This is a genomic window from Streptomyces sp. NPDC058877 (assembly GCF_042742855.1).
In the GTDB taxonomy this organism is placed as follows: Bacteria; Actinomycetota; Actinomycetes; order Streptomycetales; family Streptomycetaceae; genus Streptomyces.
The window spans coordinates 1-1,559 of record NZ_JBHYMF010000393.1 but is presented as its reverse complement, the minus strand read 5'-3'; the positions used below and the strand labels follow the sequence as shown (position 1 = coordinate 1,559).

Below are 1,559 nucleotides of genomic sequence, written 5' to 3'. Positions count from 1 at the left end.
GTCCCGTTCCGGCAGGACACCTCCTACCTGGCGATCGGTGAGCGGACCAACGCCAACGGGTCGAAGAAGTTTCGTGAGGCCATGTTGGAGGGCCGTTGGGACGACTGTGTGGAGATGGCGCGGGACCAGATCCGTGAGGGTGCGCACATGCTCGATCTGTGTGTGGACTATGTGGGGCGTGACGGGGTGGCCGACATGGTCGAGCTCGCCGGCCGGTTCGCGACCGCCTCCACCCTGCCGATCGTGTTGGACTCCACCGAGGTGGACGTCCTGCGCGCCGGGTTGGAGAAGCTCGGCGGCCGGGCGGTGATCAACTCGGTCAACTACGAGGACGGTGACGGCCCCGACTCCCGCTTCGCGAAGGTCACCCGACTGGCCCGGGAACACGGTGCCGCTCTGATCGCGTTGACGATCGATGAGGAGGGCCAGGCCCGTACCGTCGAGCACAAGGTCGCCGTCGCCGAGCGGTTGATCGCGGACCTGACCGGCACCTGGGGCATCGGTGAGTGCGACATCCTCATCGACGCGTTGACCTTCACCATCTGCACCGGTCAGGAAGAATCACGGCGCGATGGTATCGCCACGATCGAGGCGATCCGCGAGCTGAAGCGGCGTCATCCGGACGTCCAGACCACCCTGGGGTTGTCCAACATCTCCTTCGGGCTGAACCCGGCCGCCCGGATCCTGCTCAACTCGGTGTTCCTGGACGAGTGTGTCAAGGCCGGCCTGGACTCGGCGATCGTGCACGCCTCGAAGATCCTGCCGATCGCCCGCTTCGACGAGGAGCAGGTCACCACCGCACTCGACTTGATCTACGACCGTCGTGCCGAGGGCTATGACCCGCTGCAAAAGCTGATGGCCCTGTTCGAGGGGGCGACCACGAAGTCGCTGAAGGCCGGCAAGGCCGAGGAACTGGCCGCCCTGCCACTGGAGGAACGCCTCAAGCGGCGGATCATCGACGGGGAGAAGAACGGCCTGGAGGCCGACCTCGACCAGGCGTTGGTCGACCGGCCGGCCCTCGCCATCGTCAACGACACCCTGCTGGACGGGATGAAGACGGTCGGAGAGCTGTTCGGCTCCGGTCAGATGCAGCTGCCGTTCGTGCTGCAGTCCGCCGAGGTCATGAAGACGGCCGTCGCCCACCTCGAACCACACATGGAGAAGACCGACGCCCAGGGCAAGGGCACCATCGTGCTGGCCACCGTCCGCGGCGACGTCCACGACATCGGCAAGAACCTCGTCGACATCATCCTGTCCAACAACGGCTACAACGTCGTCAACATCGGCATCAAACAGCCCATCTCCGCAATCCTCCAAGCCGCCGAGGAACACCACGCCGACGTCATCGGCATGTCCGGCCTCCTGGTCAAATCCACCGTGATCATGAAGGAGAACCTGCAGGAACTCAACCAGCGCGAGCTCGCCGCCCAATACCCCGTCATCCTCGGCGGCGCCGCCCTCACCCGCGCCTACGTCGAACAAGACCTCCACGACATCTACCACGGCGAAGTCCGCTACGCCCGCGACGCCTTCGAAGGCCTGCGCCTGATGGACGCCCT

The 1,559-nt window shown here is 65.4% G+C and carries 1 protein-coding gene; it reads left to right on the top strand.

Annotated elements, in window-relative coordinates; translation table 11 throughout:
• Window positions 1-1,559, top strand: a 1,559-nt coding sequence (locus ACFW2Y_RS35810) for a dihydropteroate synthase (RefSeq protein WP_384887919.1), incomplete at both ends; no start/stop codon positions are given.